Consider the following 18909-nt stretch of genomic DNA (forward strand, 5'->3'; position numbering starts at 1 on the left):
TTTCTCTAAATTGTACAAGCGTGAGATGGCGAGGTTTTGAACAGCCCCCACTCCACCACCGGTTCATTCCATCTTAACTTATAAGATTTACGAAGGATGTCGAAGCATGGAAATGGGTACTGTTAAGTGGTTCAACAACGCCAAAGGGTTTGGCTTCATCTGCCCCGAAGGCGGCGGCGAGGATATCTTCGCTCACTATTCCACCATTCAGATGGATGGTTACAGAACGCTCAAAGCCGGGCAGTCCGTCCGGTTCGATGTACACCAGGGACCAAAAGGCAATCATGCAAGCCTGATCGTACCCATTGAAGCAGAAACGGTCGCATAGCTCTCTGTTTTATTGTGTACATCCCGCCGTCAAAATGCCAGCCCGATCGGCTGGCATTTTTATTTTCAGCCTATTCGCGAGCCAACGCATCCACAGGATCCAGATGCGCCGCATTGCGGGCAGGCAGCCAGCCAAACAAAATGCCGGTAAAAGTCGAACACAAAAATGCGGTAAGAATGGCCACCGGCGAGAAACCAATCTCCCAGCCGGGTAAAAAAAGCTGCAGAGCAAACGCGATCATCATCGACAGCGCAATGCCCATCGCGCCGCCCACCAGACACACCAGCACCGCTTCAATCAAAAATTGCTGCAGCACATCGCTGGCTCTGGCACCGACTGCCATGCGGATGCCAATCTCCCGGGTACGTTCCGTGACCGATACCAGCATGATATTCATCACCCCGATACCGCCAACCACCAGCGAGATCACCGCCACCAGCGTCAGGAACAGCTGAAGAGTACGTGTGGTCTTTTCCGCCGTTTTCAAGAGACCGTCCATATTCCAGGTGAAGAAATCTTTCTTCCCGTGACGCAACGTCAGCAGCCGTTCCAGCTGTTGCTCGGCCTGCGCGCTGTCGTAGCCCTCCTTCACGCGAACGGTGATGGAGTTCAGCCAGGACTGCCCCATAATCCGCCCGGAGATGGTGGTATAGGGTAGCCAGACGCGCAGGATCTTGCTGCTGCCAAACATCGACTGTTTCTCTTCCGCCACGCCAATCACCGTCGCAGGCATGTTTCCGACCAGGATAACCTCGCCCACCACGTTGGTTTTATTGGGGAAGAGCTGCCGGCGCGAGTTGGCGTCAAGCACCACCACCTGCGCCCGGCCCGCTAACTGCTCGGCATTGAAGGTGGCACCTTCGCTGAAGGTCATGGCATAGACGTTAAAGTAATCGCCGCTGACACCGTTGGCGCTGGCAGCAACGTCAACATTGCCTACCCGCAGACGGAGGTTTTGCGAGACCGCCGGCGTGGCCGAATTCACCCACGGCTGCTTCTGGATAGCCGCCAGATCGTCATACTTCAGCGCCTGCTGATACTGCGGCTCGTCATCGCCAAAATCTTTGCCGGGATAGACATCAATGGTGTTGGTCCCGATGGCCCGAATATCCGCCAGCACCAGCTGTTTGGCCGCGTCGCCCACGACCACAATCGATACCACCGAGGCGATACCAATGATGATGCCCAGCATGGTCAACAGGGTGCGCATTTTGTTGGCAGCCATCGCCAGCCAGGCCATGGTCAGCGCCTCACGAAACCCGCTGGAAAATTGTCCCCAGCCGGTTGACGCCGGCAGGACTTCTTTCGGTGCCGCCGCCCGGGCGTGTCGCGCCGGCGGGTTGCTGACCAGCTCTCCGTCGCGGATCTCAATGATGCGCTCGGCCTGTGCAGCCACCTGCGGATCGTGGGTAACGATGATGACCGTATGCCCCTGATCGCGAAGCTGGTGAAGGATCGCCATCACCTCTTCACCCGAATGGCTGTCGAGCGCCCCGGTCGGTTCATCTGCGAGGATCACCTGACCGCCGTTCATCAGCGCGCGTGCGATACTGACACGCTGCTGCTGGCCGCCGGAGAGCTGCGAAGGCTGGTACTCCACCCGCTCCGCCAGCCCCAGACGCGTCAGCAGCATCTGGGCGCGCTCAAGGCGTTTTTTCCTCTCGACGCCGGCATAGACCGCCGGCACTTCGACGTTCTGCGCCGCCGTCAGGTGAGAGAGCAGATGGTAACGCTGGAAGATAAAACCGAAATGTTCCCGCCGCAGTTTTGCCAGCGCGTCACCGTCCAGCGTGGAAACATCCATTCCAGCCACCCGATAGGTGCCGCTGGTGGGTCTGTCCAGACAGCCGAGAATATTCATCAGCGTCGATTTACCGGAGCCGGACGCACCGACAATCGCCACCATCTCGCCCGCTTCGACGCGCAGGGTGATCCCCTTCAGCACCTCAACCGGGCCATCGCCCGACGGATAGCTGCGACGAATGTCATTCAGCTCAAGCAACGCCGTCATTTAGCGGCTCCGGGCAGGCTTTCGCTGGTGACAACCTCCTCACCCTCTTCCAGCCCTTTGACCACCACCACGTCAGTGTCATTACGCGCACCAATGACCACTTCTCGCTCACGCGTTTCGCCGTTGCGCAGCACTTTCACTTTATAGCGGCTCTCGCCGGTGGATTCACCCAGCGCAGAGAGAGGAATGGTGAGCACATTTTTCACGCCAGTAAGCTGAATGTGCACCTGTGCGGTCATGTCCAGACGCAACACGCCCTGCGGGTTAGGTACCTCGAAGCGCGCATAGTAGAAGATGGCATCGTTCACTTTTTCCGGCGTCGGCAGAATGTCTTTTAGCGCGCCTTCATAACGCGTCTGAGGATCGCCGAGGACGGTAAACCAGGCTTTCTGCCCCGGCTTCAGATGAATAACATCCGCCTCTGAGACCTGGGCTTTCACCAGCATGGTGCTCATGTCCGCCAGGGTCAGAATGTTGGGCGCCTGCTGCGCCGCAATCACCGTTTGCCCCTGCAGCGTGGTAATTTGAGTCACTTCCCCGGCCATGGGCGCCACAATCTGCGTATAGTCGAGGTTGGTTTTGGCCGTATCCAGCGAGGCCTGGTTGCGCTTGATCTGCGCATCGATAGTCCCGATCTGCGCCTGCTTAACCGCCAGCTCGGTGGCAGCCGTGTCTAAATCTTGTTTCGAGATGGCCTGCGTTTTGGCCAGCGCCTGCTGACGCGTTAACGTTACCTGGGCCAGGTTGCGCTCAGCCTGCGCCTGCGCACGCTGGGCACGCAGTTCCATGAGCGTGGCTTCCACCTCACGGATCTGGTTTTGCGCCTGCTCAGGATCGATAACGCCCAGCAGCTGGCCTTTTTTCACCTTGTCGCCAATCTCAACCGACAGCGTTTTCAACTGACCGCTTACCTGTGCACCCACGTCAACCTTGCGCAGGGCATCCAGTTTTCCCGTCGCCAGCACGTTTTGCTGCAGCTCGCCCGGACGGACAATCAGTGTTTGATACTGTGGTACAGGGGCATTCAGGATCTGCCATAGCCAGAACCCTCCCCCGATAACAATTACCGCCAGCAGCAGAAACCACGTTCTGCGTTTTCCCTTGAGGTTCATAAATATTCCAAATAAATGTTCTGGCAATTATAAACGTTGATTCTATCTAAACGACTCCTCAACGAAACCCCCGCGCACCGAAATCGCCTCAATTTGTTGATGAGTTATTGAAATTTCGCCTGCTGAAATAGAGTCCTTCCTTCAGAAGCAGGATCTAACATGTCTTCCATCGTCGATACACTTTTTTCTCATCAGCCCCAGCCTAAATCCGGCTGGCAGCTCTTCAATAATCTGGCCTTCGGGAAGATCACTCCGGGGCTGGCATGGCAAAACCCCGCTTATCGACGTAAGTTCATGCTCCGTTCGCTGATGACACCGTTCAGCACCACGCGTCTGCTGTCAGAGCTGGCAAAGCAGCCGCGCCTGATGCAAATGTTGCAGGTGCAACCAGGGCTGCCGTGCCGCCTGCACCGCCCGTGGTTAACGGTGGACATGGATCGCCGACAGGCGCTGGAATCGCTGACCTGGCACTACCAGACCATGACGCGCCAGCTTCCGGCAACGCTGGTCAAGGGTTACCTTTCGCCGCAGGGGGCAACCCTGCTGACCCTGACCGGAAAAGACGAACAGCAGTTTACTGTGCGCCTGTGCGCCGACGCCTTCATGGATAAAGAGGGTGAAGCCACCCTCGTCTTTTGTAACCATCAGAATACCGTGCTGGCGGAAATGACCTTCACGCTGTGCCCGTTTGAAGGAAAAACAACGCTGTTCATCGGCGGCCTGCAGGGGGCAAAAGCACACGTTCCACATGAACTGATCCAGGGGGCGACCAAAGCGTGTCACGGCCTGTTCCCGAAACGCCTGCTGGTTGAAACGGCAATGACGCTTGGCGCAGCTTTCCCGGTTGAGCATATTGTCGCGGTGAGTAACGCCACGCATATCTACCGCAGCTGGCGTTACCGCAAGAAAAAAGAGGGAAAACTGCTGGCCGATTATGACAGCTTCTGGCTCTCCCTCGGCGGGCAAAAACAGGATAACGGCCACTTCATGCTGCCGCTCGCCATGCCCCGTAAGCCAATGGAAGAGATTGCGAGCAAAAAGCGCGCTGAGTACCGCCGCCGCTATGCGTTACTGGACAGCCTGACGCAACACGTCACGCAGGCGACCCGCGCTTAATCCGCTTTCCCGCGTGCCAGCCACAGCACGCGGGAGAACATCTTGCGCAGCAGCGTCGGCACGGACTCCACGCCACGTCTCCCCGCTTCCGTCGCCACCTCAATCGCTAAATCAGGTTTTGAAGAGCGGTGGATGGCTTTGGCAATCACGCGCCGCATGTTCATTGGCACATCCACCGGCACCATCGCAATCCGGTGGAACACGTCGTCGAACCCCTGACGGTACATAAAGTGCTCCATGTCCATGGCCGGCAGCATGGTTAGGTGGTCGCGCTCTTCTTCGCGCTCATTATTTAGCAGGCCACGCACGGTCGCGGCATATTTTTTCCCCGCCTCGTCACCATCCACCAGCACATGCCATTCAATGCCCATCCGCCGGGCGAATTTGATCAGCGGCTTGATCCCCGACTGGGCAAATTCGATGACCTTGATACCTTCGGCATCAAAATGGTGGCCGCACTGACGCGCCAGTTCGTTGATAACCCAGGTTTCCGTTTCTCCCTCAACCAGCAGCCAGCAGCGGGCGAACAGCGACGACGCACGATTAAAGCGGATGTGGAACGAGATACGACGTCCCTCTTCCGCGTTCATCCCGCCCGGCCCGAGGCGATAGGCGGTGACGCGGGAAGACTCACGTACCAGACGGCAGACGTGCTCAACCGGGGTCAGGGACAATAACTCGCCGGAATTGGTGGTGGTCACGCGCTGCAGCGGCAGCAGATTCAACAGGTGCCACGCCACCGAGAGCATGATCGGGTGCAGGCGCGTTTCCGGGTCTTCCACCAGCAGCAGCGGGCGAGCGTCACGGTCGAGACGAACGGTGCCCTTGGCCTGCAAGAGCGTCGAAAACAGCCCCAGCAAAATCACCCGATGGGTACGGCCACCGGGCCTGTCGATCATCCGGTTAATGATATCGAGGTAACGCCAGCTGCGTTGTTCATCGTGAGAACGGCGGCGCATCAGACGATGGCGCGACTCCGACGTCCCCTGCTCGGAAAAATAGTGTTCCAGCAGTTGTACCATTGCCGACAACCCCTGGCGGATTTGACCATCGGTCAGATTTTGCGGACGCGCCACCAGCTCTCGCGCCAGGAAATCCAGCTCGCGGGCGGTCACTTCCACTTCCGGCATATTCGGCACGGTGCCGTTGCGGATCCGCCGCATAAAACGCGCATCACGCAGGCGCAACACCGGCATCAGGCGAATCAGGTGGCGAGCCAGGTCGTCGATGTCATCCAGCGGAATAGGGTTGGCTTTCTCATCGAGGAAATCACGCAGGGTTAATACGCCCTCGTTTTCTGCCATCTCACCTTCCAGCCGGTAGAAAATCCGGTGGAAACCGTCGTCGCACGGGACCCAGCAGGGTGATAACGGCCGGAAGCGACGCACGCGGTGACGCCCCGGCTCGGATTCGCGGAATGTCAGAATAATGTGCAGGTGTTTTTCGCGGCCGTTCACATCGCCGGGAGGAAACCAGAAATCATCATGGGCAAAGTGATACAGATCGTCTTCGGGCGAAAGCAGCAGCGTCAGCGCATCCAGCAGGCTGGACTTACCCCACGCGTTCTCACCGATCAGGACGTTGTTCTGCTCAAGCTGCAGCGACAGGCGGTTAATACCGCGGAACCCAACAATTTCCACACGTTCGAGAAGCATAAATCCCCCGCGAGATGATCACTTTTTCCTTTAAGTTATCAGCAGTATAGCGGCAGGAACTTTGACACGACAGCACAACCTTCGTGCTGCAGAGAATTGGTCTATGCTCTATTTACCGTCGATTTGAACAAGGAATGACATCACGTTGCCATAAATCAAATTAACCGAATTAATTTTAGTGGCGAAGGGATGTTTTTGTTTTTAAAATAATGGCTCTTTGAGTCGTCATCCCTTTTTTGACGATATCCCGCACGCAGGAACGCGTGTGAAGTTTATTATTGAGGTGGTTATGTTTAGAAAATTAGCAGCAGAATGCTTTGGTACATTCTGGCTGGTGTTTGGTGGCTGCGGTAGCGCCGTTCTGGCAGCAGCATTTCCGGAATTAGGTATTGGTTTTGTCGGCGTTGCGCTGGCATTCGGTTTAACCGTATTAACCATGGCGTTTGCCGTGGGTCATATTTCCGGTGGTCATTTTAACCCGGCGGTGACATTAGGTTTATGGGCGGGCGGTCGTTTCCCTGCTAAAGAAGTCATTGGTTATATTGTGGCCCAGGTTGTTGGCGGTATTATTGCTGCAGCGGTTCTGTACGTTATTGCCAGCGGTAAAGCCGGCTTTGACGCCGCCGCAAGCGGCTTCGCCTCAAACGGTTTCGGCGAACACTCCCCTGGCGGTTACTCCATGCTCTCTGCCATCGTGATTGAAATTGTGCTGACCGCAGGCTTCCTGCTGGTGATCCACGGCGCAACCGACAAACACGCCCCGGCGGGCTTTGCACCTATTGCCATTGGTCTGGCGCTGACGCTTATCCACCTGATCTCTATTCCAGTCACCAACACCTCCGTAAACCCGGCGCGCAGTACTGCCGTCGCAATTTTCCAGGGCGGCTGGGCGCTTGAGCAGCTGTGGCTGTTCTGGGTAATGCCAGTCATCGGCGGTATTCTGGGCGGCGTGCTGTATCGCACCCTGCTGGAAAAACGCGATTAATTGCGTGTGCAGTCGGGTAGCACTTACGCTTACCCGACCTGCATGACAACACTCAGGCCGGGTCAGGCGTTGCTGCCACCCGGCTTTTTTGTTGCTCCTTTACCTGACAACGTTTATTGGGTAGTGTCTCTGGCGCTTAACAGATACTCACAAGGACCCGTTGTTCATGTTTTCAGGACTCCTCATCATTCTGCTGCCTCTGATTGTGGGCTACCTTATCCCGCTGCATCGCGAATCCGCGTTACGGCTTATCAACCGTTTTCTGAGCTGGATTGTCTACGTCATTCTTTTCTTTATGGGGATAAGCCTGGCGTTTCTGGATAATCTGGCCACCAATCTGCTGGCGATCCTGCATTATTCTGTCGTCACCTGCGCCGTTATTTTGCTGTGCAATATTGCCGCACTATTCTGGCTTGAGCGCACTATTCCGTGGAAAAATCACCACCATCAGGAAAAACTGCCGTCACGAATTGCAATGGCGCTGGAATCTTTAAAATTATGCGGCGTCGTGGTGCTGGGTTTTGTTCTTGGGCTGAGCGGATGGAATTTTTTACAGCACGCGACGGAAGCCAGTGAATATACCCTCATTTTCCTGCTGTTCCTTATCGGTATTCAGCTACGAAATAATGGCATGACGTTGAAACAGATTGTCCTGAATCGCCGTGGAATGATCGTCGCGGTTATCGTCGTCATAAGCTCACTGGTGGCGGGCGTGATTAACGCTTTTATTCTTGGCCTGCCGTTAAAAACCGGTCTGGCAATGGCCTCCGGATTTGGCTGGTATTCCCTTTCCGGTATTCTGCTGACCGAATCGTTCGGTCCGGTCATCGGGAGCGCCGCCTTCTTTAACGACCTGGCGCGAGAATTAATTGCCATTATGCTGATCCCGGGCCTGGTGCGCCGCAGTCGCTCGACCGCACTGGGTCTGTGTGGCGCCACGTCGATGGACTTTACCCTGCCGGTTCTGCAGCGTTCAGGTGGGCTGGAGATGGTGCCTGCCGCCATCGTACACGGCTTTATTTTGAGCCTGCTGGTTCCCATTCTGATGGCGTTTTTCTCCGCCTGATACTCCTCTGGCGGTAGGCTTTCTGCCGCCAAAATTGCGCTAAATCAATCTCCCTCTATTTTGTAGAAGAAAGCCCTTTTCACCGTTCAGTCACAGGCATAATCTCAAACATGTATATCAAATATAACTTTAACAGGTGTGATTATGTTTTGTGTGCAATGTGAACAAACCATCCGTACCCCGGCAGGCAATGGCTGCTCTTATGCGCAAGGTATGTGCGGCAAAACCGCAGAAACATCAGACCTGCAGGATCTGCTGATTGCCGCCCTGCAAGGCCTTTCCGCATGGGCATTCAAGGCCCGCGAATATGGCATTATTGACCACTATGTAGACAGTTTCGCCCCCCGCGCCTTTTTCTCCACGCTGACTAACGTTAACTTTGATTCCCCGCGCATCGTCGGCTATGCTCGCGAAGCAATTGCGTTGCGTGAAGCGCTGAAAGCGCAGTGCCTGAGCGCCGATGCCAACGCACGGGTAGAAAACCCAATGGCAGACCTGCAGCTGGTAAGCGACGACCTGGGCGAGCTGCAGCGTCAGGCAGCAGAATTCACCCCCAATAAAGACAAAGCGGCGATTGGCGAGAACATTCTCGGCCTGCGTCTGCTCTGCCTGTACGGCCTGAAAGGGGCCGCGGCCTATATGGAACACGCGCACGTTCTGGGCCAGTACGATAACGCTATCTATGCTCAGTACCACAAAATCATGGCGTGGCTGGGTACCTGGCCTGCCGAGATGAATCCGCTGCTCGAATGTTCAATGGAAATCGGCCAGATGAACTTCAACGTGATGCGTATTCTGGATGCCGGTGAAACCCGCACCTACGGCCACCCGACACCGACGCAGGTTAACGTTAAAGCGACCGAAGGCAAGTGCATCCTGATCTCCGGCCATGACCTGAAAGACCTCTATAACCTGCTGAAGCAGACCGAAGGCACGGGCGTTAACGTCTATACCCACGGCGAAATGCTGCCCGCACACGGCTACCCGGAACTGCGTAAATTTAAACACCTGGTCGGGAACTACGGCAGCGGCTGGCAGAACCAGCAGGTTGAGTTCGCCCGTTTCCCGGGCCCCATCGTGATGACCTCTAACTGCATCATCGACCCCACCGTTGGCGCGTATGACGACCGCATCTGGACCCGCAGCATCGTTGGCTGGCCGGGTGTGAGCCACCTGGAAGGGGATGATTTCGGCCCGGTCATCGCCCAGGCGCAGCAGATGGGTGGCTTCCCGTACAGCGAAATCGAACATCTGATCACCGTCGGCTTTGGTCGCGAAACCCTGCTCGGTGCCGCGGATTCACTGATTGACCTCGTGAGCCGTGAAAAACTGCGCCATATCTTCCTGATTGGCGGCTGTGACGGCGCGCGCGGTGAGCGTAACTACTTCACCGATTTCGCCACCAGCGTACCGGAAGATTGCCTGATCCTGACGCTGGCGTGCGGTAAATACCGTTTCAACAAGCTGGACTTCGGCAACATTGAAGGTTTGCCACGTCTGGTCGATGCGGGTCAGTGTAACGATGCCTACTCTGCCATCATTCTGGCCGTCACGCTGGCGGAAAAACTGGGCTGCGGCGTCAACGATCTGCCGCTGTCGCTGGTGCTCTCCTGGTTTGAACAGAAAGCGATTGTCATCCTGCTGACCCTGCTCTCTCTCGGCGTGACCAACATTGTGACCGGCCCAACCGCACCCGGCTTCCTGACACCGGATCTGCTGGCCGTGCTGAACGAGAAGTTTGGTCTGCGTTCCGTGACCACCGTAGAAGAAGATATGCAGCAGCTGCTGAGCGCGTAAGGAGTTATTCATGACCATGCCAACCTCACAATGTCCGTGGCGGATGCAGGTTCATCACATCCATCAGGAGACGCCGGATGTGTGGACGCTGTTCCTGCTGTGCCATGACTACTATCCGTACCGTGCAGGTCAGTATGCGCTGGTCAGTGTCCGCAACTCAGCGGACACGCTGCGCGCCTACACGATCTCCTCAACGCCGGGCGTGAGCGAGTACATCACGCTCACTATCCGCCGTATCGATGATGGCGCAGGCTCGCAGTGGCTGACCCGGGACGTGAAGCGCGGGGATTACCTCTGGCTGTCGGACGCACACGGGGATTTCACCTGTGACGATAAAGCGGAAGATAAATTCCTGCTGCTGGCCGCCGGGTGTGGCGTCACGCCGATCATGTCAATGCGTCGCTGGCTGGCGAAAAACCGTCCGCAGGCTGATGTTCAGGTGATCTTCAGCGTGCGCTCGCCGGAAGATGTGATCTTCGCCGAAGAGTGGCGTAACTATCCGGTGACGCTGGTGGCGGAACATAACGCAACCCACGGTTTTGTCGCCGGACGTCTGAGCCGTGAACTGCTGCAAAGCGTCCCGGACCTCGCGGATCGTACCGTGATGACCTGTGGACCGGCGCCGTATATGGATATCGTTGAGCAGGACGTGAAAGCGCTGGGCGTGACCCGCTTCTTCAAAGAGCAGTTCTTCACCCCGGTCGCGGAAGCGGCAACCAGCGGAATTACGTTCACCAGACTGCAGCCTGCTCAGACTTTCTTTGGCCGGGTCGGCACCACGCTACTGGACGCGCTGGAAAGTAACAACGTGCCGGTGGTGGCAGCATGCCGTGCTGGCGTGTGTGGCTGCTGCAAGACCAAAGTGGTCTCCGGTGAGTACACCGTGACGAGCACCATGACGCTGACCGAGGCAGAAATCGCCGACGGATACGTGCTGGCGTGCTCGTGTCATCCACAAGGGGATCTTGTGCTGGCGTAATCAGCCAACGCGCGAATGACGGGGGTAAGCGCTCGCGTTTACCCCCGGTTAGTACGCCTACCGCCAGACCGGCGCTTTCCCCAACGCAAAACGCCCAGCGCCTAAGCATGCTATCGCCAGCGCACCGATAAAGAAGTACACCAGGCTCTCTATCGCCCAGGCACCTACCGCGTCCAGCGCAAAGGTTTCCCCCATCCCGACCATCAGCCACGCCACAATCATGGTAAACGCCAGCACCAGCGCCGCCGGGCGCGTAAAAAGCCCCACGATAATCAGGACAGGCGCCACCACTTCGCCAATGAGCACGCCGTAGGCGATAAACCCCGGTAATCCTTTTTCCACCAGCATGCCGCTGATGAACCCCACGCCACCCAATAACTTGTGTAAACCGTGAAAAAGCATCAGCCCACCGACGGCAAGTCGTAACAAGAGTTTGCCGGCATCGTCGCACGATAGCTTTTCATTAACAGCAATTAACAATGATTTAACCATTTGAAATGATTCCTGTTTTCATCTGTGTGATGACCAGATTATGCCGAATCATTGCGGGTGAAAAGCACCTTTTAATAAGGGGGAAAGCGCGGCAATACAGTGACTTTCTTCTAAGCTTGTAAGCGATATCACTTAAAGGAGATGGACACCCATGAAACAAACCGTGGCTGCATACATAGCAAAAACCCTCGAGCAGGCAGGCGTAAAGCGCATCTGGGGCGTAACCGGCGACTCCCTGAACGGGCTGAGCGATAGCCTCAATAAGATGAAGACCATTGAATGGATGCCAACCCGTCATGAAGAGGTTGCCGCCTTCGCGGCTGGTGCGGAAGCGCAGGTGACGGGTGAACTGGCCGTCTGCGCCGGATCGTGCGGTCCGGGCAACCTTCACTTGATCAACGGTCTGTTTGACTGCCACCGCAATCACGTACCGGTCCTGGCGATTGCCGCCCACATCCCTTCTTCCGAAATCGGCAGCGGCTATTTTCAGGAGACGCATCCTCAGGAGCTGTTCCGTGAATGCAGCCACTATTGCGAATTAGTTTCCTCACCAGAACAAATCCCTCAGGTTCTGGCCATTGCAATGCGCAAAGCCGTACTTAACCGCGGTGTTTCGGTGGTCGTTATTCCCGGTGACGTGGCGCTGAAGGCCGCGCCTGAGGGTGCCAGTTCGCACTGGTATCACGCCCCACAGCCTGTCATCACGCCGGCTGAAGAAGAGCTCAAAAAGCTCGCGCAGCTGCTGCGTTACTCCAGCAATATCGCCCTGATGTGCGGCAGTGGCTGTGCAGGCGCGCACAAAGAGCTGGTGGAATTTGCCGGCAAGTTAAAATCCCCGATTGTTCACGCCCTGCGCGGCAAAGAGCACGTCGAATATGACAATCCGTATGACGTGGGCATGACCGGACTGATCGGTTTTTCCAGCGGTTTCCACACCATGATGAATGCCGACACGCTGATCCTGCTCGGCACCCAGTTCCCGTACCGCGCGTTTTACCCGACGGATGCCAAAATCATTCAGATTGATATTAACCCAGGCAGTATTGGTGCCCACAGCAAAGTCGATATGGCGCTGGTAGGGGACATCAAATCCACCCTCGCCGCCCTGCTGCCGCTGGTGGAAGAAAAAACCGACCGGAAGTTCCTCGACAAAGCCCTCAGTGATTACCGCGATGCACGCAAAGGACTGGACGATCTTGCCAAACCGAGCGACAAAGCCATTCATCCCCAGTATCTGGCGCAGCAAATTAGCCATTTCGCGGACGACGACGCCATCTTTACCTGCGACGTAGGCACCCCGACCGTCTGGGCGGCACGCTATCTGAAGATGAACGGCAAACGCCGTCTGCTGGGGTCGTTCAACCACGGTTCGATGGCCAACGCCATGCCGCAGGCGCTGGGGGCCAAGGCCACCGCACCAGAGCGTCAGGTGGTGGCGATGTGCGGCGACGGCGGGTTCAGCATGCTAATGGGCGATTTCCTGTCGGTTGTGCAGATGAAGCTCCCGCTGAAAATCGTGGTCTTTAACAACAGCGTGCTGGGCTTTGTGGCGATGGAGATGAAGGCAGGTGGCTATCTGACGGACGGCACCGAGCTGCACGACACCAACTTCGCGCGCATCGCTGAAGCCTGCGGCATCACGGGTATTCGCGTAGAGAAAGCCTCAGAAGTCGATGAAGCCCTGCAGCGCGCCTTCTCCATCGACGGTCCGGTACTGGTGGATGTGGTGGTGGCGAAAGAAGAGCTGGCGATCCCACCGCAGATTAAACTCGAGCAGGCCAAAGGATTCAGCCTCTATATGCTGCGCGCCATCATCAGCGGACGCGGTGATGAGGTAATCGAACTGGCAAAAACCAACTGGCTCAGGTAAAACATTTCACATAACCTCTTAAATTAAAGGGATGTGAAATGATTGATTTACGCAGTGATACCGTTACCCGTCCGGGTCGCGCCATGCTCGAAGAGATGATGGCCGCCCCGGTCGGGGACGACGTCTACGGTGACGATCCGACGGTGAATGCGCTGCAGCGTTATGCCGCCGAGCTAAGCGGTAAAGAGGCTGCCCTGTTTCTGCCATCCGGCACCCAGGCCAACCTGGTGGCGTTGCTCAGCCACTGCGAACGCGGTGAAGAGTATATTGCCGGTCAGGGTGCGCACAATTACCTGTACGAAGCAGGCGGTGCGGCGGTACTGGGCAGCATTCAGCCTCAGCCGATTGATGCCGCCCCGGACGGCACCCTGCCGCTCGACAAGGTCGCGGCGAAAATCAAAGTCGATGATGTGCATTTCGCCCGCACCAGGCTGCTCAGTCTGGAAAACACCCACAACGGCAAAGTGCTGCCGCGCGAGTACCTGAAAGCAGCGTGGGAATTCACCCGCGAGCGCAAACTCGGGCTGCACGTGGACGGCGCGCGCATCTTTAACGCCGTGGTGGAGTATGGCTGCGAGCTGAAAGACATCACGCAATATTGCGATTCGTTCACTATTTGCCTGTCTAAAGGGCTGGGGACGCCCGTTGGCTCGCTGCTGGTGGGCAATGCGGACTACATCAAACGCGCGGTCCGCTGGCGTAAGATGACCGGCGGCGGGATGCGCCAGGCCGGTATTCTGGCGGCAGCCGGACTGTACGCCCTGAAAAACAACGTGGCCCGCCTGAAAGACGACCATGAAAACGCCGCGTGGATGGCCGCACAGCTACGCGAGATTGGTGCAGACGTTATGCGCCACGATACCAACATGCTGTTCATTCGCGTGGGCGAAGAGCACGCTGCCGCGCTGGGTGAGTTTATGAAAGCCCGTGGCGTGTTGATCAACGCCTCGCCGGTGGTACGCCTGGTTATGCACCTGGACGTTAATCGTCAGCAGCTGGCAGACGTGGTGAAACACTGGCAGGCGTTTTTACAGCGCTAAGGAGCAGAGCGTGCCGCAGCGTATTCTGGTACTCGGTGCCAGTGGGTATATCGGTCAGCATCTCACCACTGCGTTAAGTCAGCAGGGACACCAGGTGCTGGCCGTAGCACGCAACACGGAGCGTCTGCAAAAGCTGCACCTGCCCGGGGTGACCTGTCACAACGTCGATCTCAACTGGCCCACGACGCTGCCGGCGTTACTGGAAGGGGTCGACACGCTTTACTACCTTGTTCACAGCATGGGCGAAGGGGGCGATTTTATCGCCCACGAGCGTCAGGTGGCGATGAACGTCCGCGACGCGCTGTTGCGCACACCGGTGAAGCAGGTGATTTTTTTAAGCTCGCTGCAGGCGCCTGCTAACGAGCAGTCCGATCATCTTCGCGCCCGTCAGCTCACGGCTGAGACCCTGCGCGGCGCCAATATTCCCGTCACCGAACTGCGGGCGGGGATCATCGTCGGGGCCGGCTCCGCCGCGTTCGAAGTGATGCGCGACATGGTGTACAACCTGCCGGTGCTTACCCCGCCGCGCTGGGTGCGATCGCGCACCACGCCGATTGCGCTGGAAAATTTACGCCATTATCTGGTGGCCCTGCTGGACCATCCGGCTGAGCAACACCGCGTGCTTGAGGCTGCCGGCCCGGAAGTGCTGAGCTACCAGCAACAGTTCGAACATTTTATGCGTGTCAGCGGCCGCCGACGCTGGCTGATCCCCATTCCCTTCCCTACCCGATGGATCTCGGTGTGGTTTTTAAACGTCATTACGTCCGTGCCGCCGACGACCGCAAAAGCGCTGATCCAGGGGCTCAAACACGATCTGCTGGCCGACGATCGCGCGTTGCGTGCGCTGATCCCCCAGACGCTGATCCGTTTCGATGACGCGGTACGCAATACGCTCAAGGAAGAGGAACAGCTGATGAACTCCAGCGACTGGGGCTACGACGCCCAGGCGTTTGCCCGCTGGCGGCCTGAGTACGGTTACTTTCCTAAACAGGCGGGCTGCACGGTGAACACCCCGGCAAGTCTGGCGGACCTGTGGGAGGTGGTGAATCAGATTGGCGGCAAAGAACGCTATTTCTTCGGCAATATCCTCTGGCAAACCCGTGGCGCACTGGATCTGCTGGTAGGACACAGGCTGGCGAAAGGCCGTCCTGCGCACCCGTATCTTGCGGTAGGCGATACGGTTGACAGCTGGAAGGTGATCATCGTCGAGCCCGAAAAACAGCTGGCGCTGCTGTTTGGCATGAAAGCGCCCGGTCTGGGACGGTTGTGCTTTACGCTAAAAGACAAAGGCGACCATCGAGAACTGGACGTTCGTGCCTGGTGGCACCCGCACGGTATGCCGGGGCTTTTCTACTGGTTGTTAATGATCCCCGCTCACCTGTTTATCTTTCGCGGAATGGCGAAACGTATCGCGCAGCTGGCAGAACAAAAGACGAAAATAACTCAATAAAACTCTTATTCTTTCACCTTTCCCATTGCAACCCGCCGTAATTCACGAAAGAATGCGCACGAAATTCTTTTTCAACACAGTGGATTGATATGAAGGTACTGGTTACCGGGGCGACCAGCGGCTTAGGCCGAAATGCGGTCGAGTTTCTGCGCAACAAAGGCATCAGCGTCAGGGCCACCGGTCGCAACGAAGCGATGGGTAAACTGCTGCAAAAAATGGGCGCAGAGTTTGTCCATGCCGACCTGACGGAGCTGGTCTCCTCTCAGGCCAAGGTGATGCTGGCCGGTATCGATACGCTGTGGCACTGCTCCAGTTTTACCTCCCCGTGGGGCACCCAGGAAGCTTTTGACCTCGCCAACGTGCGTGCCACCCGTCGTCTGGGTGAATGGGCCGTGGCCTGGGGCGTGCGTAACTTTATTCATATCTCCTCCCCGTCTCTCTATTTCGACTATCACCATCACCGCGACGTGCAGGAAGATTTTCGCCCGGCGCGCTTTGCCTGTGAGTTTGCCCGCAGTAAAGCGGCCAGCGAAGAGGTGATCGATCTGCTGGCGCAGTCGAACCCGCACACCCGTTTTACCGTATTGCGTCCTCAGAGCCTGTTCGGCCCGCATGACAAAGTGTTTATCCCGCGTCTGGCGCAGATGATGCACCACTACGGCAGCGTGCTGCTGCCCCGCGGTGGCGATGCGATGGTGGATATGACGTACTACGAAAATGCGGTCCACGCCATGTGGCTGGCAAGCCAGCCGGACTGCGATACCCTGATTTCCGGTCGCGCGTACAATATCACCAACGGTGAGCCCTGCACGCTGCGCAGCATCGTGCAAAGGTTGATTGACGAGTTGCAAATCGACTGCCGTATTCGTTCCGTGCCCTACCCGATGCTGGATATGATTGCCCGCAGTATGGAGCGTCTTGGGAGTAAATCGGCGAAAGAGCCTGCGTTGACGCACTACGGTGTCTCAAAGCTCAACTTTGATTTTACGCTGGATATCACCCGTGCAGAGAACGAACTGGGGTATAAGCCGATTGTCTCCCTGGATGAAGGGATTGTGCGTACTGCCGCCTGGCTGCGTGACCACGGCAAATTGCATCGCTAGTTGAGCGCGTTCATCTCAGAGAACAGAGACGAAAACGGCAACCCGAAGGTTGCCGTTTTGTTTTACAGCGCCGTCCAGGCGTCTGACCACGCCAGACCCGCGCCTGGCTCGTAGTACGCCGGGGCATTGTTACACCAGCCGCTGTACGGGAACGGTTTGCACTGGAACAGTTTACCGTGGTTATTCACGATATCGCCTGCCTTGTACTTGCTGTTCGCGCTCCACGCGGCATAAGCACCAGAGGTACCGTCGTTTTCAGACGGCGTCGTGGCTTTCGCTTTAACGTTCAGCAGATAGGAAGTGGTGCTGCTCAGCTCGCCATCGCTCACGGTCAGGCTGACTTCGTACTGTTGAGCCGTCGCAGACTCTGGCGCGGTAAAGGTCACCACCGCCTTGTCTTCACCGGTGACCGTCTGGCCATCCTGTGAACGCCAGGTGTAGGTCAGCGTGTTGCCGTCCTGGTCAGTGGATCCTTCTGCGCTCAGGGATACCTGCGCGCCCGCTTCCACCGCACCGATTGGGCCCGCAATCTGCGCGACCGGTGCGTGGTTCACCACGGTCGGTTCTGCCGGCGTTTCATCCGGAACCGGTGCCGGTGCCGGGGTTTCATCTTCCGATGGCGTCGGTGCCGGAGTGACCGGATGCTCGTCCGGCGTCACGGCGGAACCGTCATCGTTGATGATGTTGACGTTATAGAATTTCTTCACGCAGTTCGTGTAGTCACCCTCTTTAAAGGCGCTGAACGGCGTCTGATAACCGACCAGCTGGCAGGAATACGTTTTACCGTCTGGCGTATCGGCACTCCATCCCCAGTCCTGCTCCCAGTAAATCTTCAGCGCACCGGAGCCGCCTTCATCGAACTGCTTCATGTTGGCACAGCCGAGCACTTCATTTGCCGGGACAGGCACTTTCAGGTACTTCGCAAACTCTTTGTAGTACTTGATACGGTTTTCAGACTGGGCAATCTCAGTCGGGCCGCCACACTCTACGCCACCGTTAATGATCTGGGTGGTCACGCCGAAGCCCGGAACCAGGCCGTTGGCTTTGTCATGATCGTTTGGCTGCCAGGTGCCGTCGATAACCTGCAGCATGCTCGGCTTCGGCGGCTGCGGATAGGCGAAGAAGAAGATGGCGCTTGCCAGGTTTAGCCAGGTGTCAGCCACCAGCTCCGGCTTGTCGAGCAGCGTGCGGACAGTGCCGAACATCGCTTCAGAGAACGGACCGTAGTTGTAGTTATAAGACAGCTGTTTTGCCCCACGGCCAAAGTAACTCACGAAATCGCCGTCTTTGTCTTTGCCGCACGGCCAGGTTTGTCCCTGCCAGATATCAGGATTACATTCGCCGTTGTAACCGCCTTTCTGCCCTTCGGTCCAGCCCATTTCGCGAACGTGAACCAGCGCCTGACGCCATTCGGCTTCCGGACGCCAGCTTTCGTGGCCGCCGGTTTCCTGTGCGAAGTGGGCAAACATGGTGGCCAGCTCTTTACGGCAGATGGCGTCGCTGTCACGGCCGTCGTTGTAGGTCTTACACAGCGCCGGGAATTTGCCTACCGCTTTCAGGAAGTTATTGTAGGTGTAGGACTGCGCTCGCATCGGGAAAAGGTATTCCCAGTCGCTGGCCTTCACAATGCCTTCAACGCGTTTAACGTTATCCGGGTTCGCTGCACGGCCTGGCTCAATCAGCTCAACCTGGGCATTATCCAGCGTACGAATGGTGTCTTTAACCGACGCCATCAGTGGAAAGTTAGTCAGTTCCTGTTCTTTCTTCGCCAGATCGCTGGCTTTCAGGGTGAACGGCTCGCTGGTGGTTGCCTGCAGCGTCGCAGCCTGTGCCATGAAAGGCGCAATGCATGCACCCGCAACGAGCACGCTCAGTAAGGTCCTTTTGGTCATTTCAACTCATCCT

The 18909-nt window shown here is 57.1% G+C and carries 15 protein-coding genes; 10 read left to right on the forward strand and 5 right to left on the reverse strand.

The genetic code is table 11. The annotated features are described in order from the left end of the window. The first annotated feature begins 106 nt into the window (after window positions 1-106). Window positions 107-328 (forward strand): cold shock-like protein CspD, encoded by a 222-nt coding sequence (gene cspD, locus BJP35_RS01930; RefSeq protein WP_008499993.1) that lies wholly within the window; start codon window positions 107-109, stop codon window positions 326-328. 70 nt (window positions 329-398) lie between these two features. On the opposite strand, the gene macB is transcribed toward cspD, so the two are convergent. Both macB and macA read right to left on the reverse strand, forming a co-directional pair. After that, entirely contained in the window at window positions 399-2339 is a 1941-nt protein-coding gene (gene macB / locus BJP35_RS01935; protein WP_086462874.1) for a macrolide ABC transporter ATP-binding protein/permease MacB, read from the reverse strand. After that, entirely contained in the window at window positions 2336-3451 is a 1116-nt protein-coding gene (gene macA / locus BJP35_RS01940; protein ID WP_020884838.1) for a macrolide transporter subunit MacA, read from the reverse strand. The genes macB and macA overlap by 4 nt, the downstream gene beginning before the upstream one ends. A 159-nt stretch (window positions 3452-3610) precedes the next feature. Between macA and BJP35_RS01945 the strand changes: the two genes are divergently transcribed. Further along, window positions 3611-4567, forward strand: coding sequence for a VirK/YbjX family protein (locus BJP35_RS01945; protein WP_047355717.1), 957 nt, complete (start codon window positions 3611-3613; stop codon window positions 4565-4567). Here BJP35_RS01945 and BJP35_RS01950 read toward each other — a convergent pair. Continuing rightward, entirely contained in the window at window positions 4564-6222 is a 1659-nt protein-coding gene (locus BJP35_RS01950) for an ATP-dependent endonuclease (protein WP_014169354.1), read from the reverse strand. The genes BJP35_RS01945 and BJP35_RS01950 overlap by 4 nt on opposite strands. Before the next feature lie 289 nt (window positions 6223-6511). Between BJP35_RS01950 and aqpZ the strand changes: the two genes are divergently transcribed. The 4 genes from aqpZ to hcr all read left to right on the forward strand — a co-directional run bounded on the left by aqpZ (window position 6512) and on the right by hcr (window position 11049). Next, entirely contained in the window at window positions 6512-7207 is a 696-nt protein-coding gene (gene aqpZ / locus BJP35_RS01955) for an aquaporin Z (RefSeq protein ID WP_086462882.1), read from the forward strand. A 166-nt stretch (window positions 7208-7373) separates the two neighbouring features. Then, window positions 7374-8273 carry a lysine exporter LysO family protein gene (locus BJP35_RS01960; RefSeq protein ID WP_086462875.1) on the forward strand — a complete coding sequence of 300 codons (900 nt, stop codon included), beginning with the start codon at window positions 7374-7376 and terminating at the stop codon, window positions 8271-8273. A gap of 144 nt (window positions 8274-8417) precedes the next feature. Beyond that, window positions 8418-10070: a hydroxylamine reductase gene (hcp, locus tag BJP35_RS01965; RefSeq protein WP_032677785.1), complete on the forward strand. Its 1653-nt coding sequence runs from the start codon at window positions 8418-8420 to the stop codon at window positions 10068-10070. Between the two features lie 10 nt (window positions 10071-10080). Further along, a complete protein-coding gene (gene hcr, locus BJP35_RS01970) occupies window positions 10081-11049 on the forward strand; it encodes an NADH oxidoreductase (protein ID WP_086462876.1) in 969 nt (322 codons plus the stop codon). Between the two features lie 57 nt (window positions 11050-11106). Here the strand turns inward: hcr and BJP35_RS01975 are convergent, their stop codons facing one another. Then, the gene (locus BJP35_RS01975; RefSeq protein ID WP_086462877.1) at window positions 11107-11541 is read right to left on the reverse strand and encodes a DoxX family protein; all 435 of its coding nucleotides are present in this window, start codon (window positions 11539-11541) and stop codon (window positions 11107-11109) included. Window positions 11542-11692: 151 nt separating this feature from the next. Between BJP35_RS01975 and poxB the strand changes: the two genes are divergently transcribed. The 4 genes from poxB to BJP35_RS01995 all read left to right on the forward strand — a co-directional run bounded on the left by poxB (window position 11693) and on the right by BJP35_RS01995 (window position 17004). Further along, window positions 11693-13411 (forward strand): ubiquinone-dependent pyruvate dehydrogenase, encoded by a 1719-nt coding sequence (gene poxB, locus BJP35_RS01980; protein ID WP_014169348.1) that lies wholly within the window; start codon window positions 11693-11695, stop codon window positions 13409-13411. Window positions 13412-13449: 38 nt separating this feature from the next. Then, the gene (ltaE, locus tag BJP35_RS01985) at window positions 13450-14451 is read left to right on the forward strand and encodes a low-specificity L-threonine aldolase (protein ID WP_025204576.1); all 1002 of its coding nucleotides are present in this window, start codon (window positions 13450-13452) and stop codon (window positions 14449-14451) included. A gap of 10 nt (window positions 14452-14461) precedes the next feature. Next, window positions 14462-15901: an SDR family oxidoreductase gene (locus tag BJP35_RS01990; protein WP_025204577.1), complete on the forward strand. Its 1440-nt coding sequence runs from the start codon at window positions 14462-14464 to the stop codon at window positions 15899-15901. An 89-nt stretch (window positions 15902-15990) separates the two neighbouring features. Then, complete coding sequence (locus BJP35_RS01995) at window positions 15991-17004, forward strand: NAD(P)-dependent oxidoreductase (RefSeq protein WP_020884845.1); 1014 nt, start codon at window positions 15991-15993, stop codon at window positions 17002-17004. 62 nt (window positions 17005-17066) lie between these two features. On the opposite strand, the gene BJP35_RS02000 is transcribed toward BJP35_RS01995, so the two are convergent. Beyond that, on the reverse strand, window positions 17067-18896 hold the full coding sequence (locus BJP35_RS02000) for a chitinase (protein WP_047742448.1): 1830 nt from the start codon (window positions 18894-18896) through the stop codon (window positions 17067-17069). Window positions 18897-18909: the final 13 nt, after the last annotated feature.

Origin of the sequence: Enterobacter sp. J49 (assembly GCF_002148625.1) — a bacterium.
Taxonomy (GTDB): domain Bacteria; phylum Pseudomonadota; class Gammaproteobacteria; order Enterobacterales; family Enterobacteriaceae; genus Enterobacter; species Enterobacter ludwigii.